The organism is Methanobrevibacter filiformis (genome assembly GCF_001639265.1).
GTDB classification, from domain to species: domain Archaea; phylum Methanobacteriota; class Methanobacteria; order Methanobacteriales; family Methanobacteriaceae; genus Methanacia; species Methanacia filiformis.
This window is the reverse complement of sequence record NZ_LWMT01000143.1, coordinates 1-1,726: the sequence shown is the minus strand read 5'-3', so window position 1 is coordinate 1,726 and position 1,726 is coordinate 1. Positions and strand designations below refer to the sequence as shown.

Annotated in this window: 1 protein-coding gene; it reads left to right on the top strand. The window is 24.2% G+C overall.

The window, feature by feature from the left end; genetic code table 11:
• The first annotated feature begins 366 nt into the window (after positions 1–366).
• Positions 367–1,536, top strand: coding sequence for a glycosyltransferase family 2 protein (locus MBFIL_RS04345; RefSeq protein ID WP_245637455.1), 1,170 nt, complete (start codon positions 367–369; stop codon positions 1,534–1,536).
• Positions 1,537–1,726 lie beyond the last annotated feature (190 nt).

Here is a 1,726-nt window from a genome sequence, read left to right as displayed (position 1 = left end):
AAACCCCACCAAGAAAAAATAGAACCAATTGTAGAAGAAGTTTCTGAAATAAGAAAAAAATAAAGAAGCAATGTTTAATTTAAGGCAATTCTATAGAATCGATTAAATCCTTAACTTAACAGCTGTGCATTTTAATGATAATTATATATATGACTAAAAAAATATATTAATATTAATACTAAAAGTTAATAATCATGGTTTTAAATAGTATTTTAATTAGTAATATAACTGTTCTAATTATTAATATAAGTGTTTCTATTATTTAATCAACATTTAATTAATTTAACAATTCTTGCATTGATTGGTAGATGAAGGATAATATAATTTCAATTTATTTGTAATTTGGGGGGTTCGTTTTTGTTTTTTGTGAGTATCATAGTTCCAGTATATAATGGTGAAGAATACATCACACGGGCTTTGAATTCTCTTGTTAATCAAACAATGGGGTTTGAAAATTTAGAAGTGATTTTAGTAAATGATGGTTCTACTGATTCTTCGTTGGAAATTTTAAAGGGGTATACTGAAAACTATAATAATGCTCTTCTTGTTAATCTTGATAATAATTCTGGAAGTCCTTCATATTCTAGAAATATTGGGATTAAAAATGCATCTTCTGAGTATATCATGTTCATGGATCAAGATGACTTTTATGAACCAAATGCTTGTGAACTATTATATAATAAAACAATTACTTATGATGCAGATATTGTTTCAGCTAAATATTATAAATTAAGGGATGATGTGAAGTTAAAGTCTTCTACTTTTGAAAAGGATATCTTTGTTAACAATATACATGAGTATCCAGAATTATTAGGGCAATCTTCATTTGTATGGTCTAAGATTTTTAAAAAATCTTTAATTATGGATAATGATATTTTATTCCCATTAGATGGTGCTGAAGACATTGTTTTCACTATTGAATGCCTTTTAAAAGCTAAAAATATCTTATTTTTAAAAGATGCTCATATTTATACTCATTTTATAAATTCTGCCTCTATAAGTAGAACTAATAATGTGAAATACTTCAATAATCTGTTATTAGGATATGAAAATACTTATAATGTTTTTAAAAAAAATAATTCTATGGATTACTTCAAATATTTTATAAAAATGAGATTAGGTTATTCTTTCCAAGTAATAGTTAATGCAGAAGAAGATGAAACTATTAAAATAGACATGATAAAAAAATATAGGGAGTTAGTAAGTTTTGCCCAGAGTAAAGGAACAGAAATTGATGATAGAACACAACTTATGATTGATTTGATCGACTCAAATTGTTTCAGGTCAGTTCTTTTCTTTATAAGATATGTTAAAGTATCTAAAAAAAGGTTATTAACAAGAAATATAGTAAAACATAGGAATAATGTACTTAGAGATAGAAATATCGTACTTAGAGATAGAAATATCGTACTTAGAGATAGAAATGCTGCACTTAAAGATAAGAATAAAGAGTTAAGCATTCAATTAAACAATATATCTTCTTTAAAAGGATATATTAAATATAAGATAAAAAATATCAAAGATAGATTTATATAGTTTGCATTGTTAAAAACTGTACTGTAAATTTAGAGGTATGAATTTTATTTCAAAAATTAGTTTTTATAGGGGATGTTCCATAATTCAATAGATAATTAGTTAAGACTTATTTTCTTAAATAAGTATTTTGAGAGCCTTATATTGCTGATAAATTAATTATATGGATATTTAATTAGTTATATAAATTGAA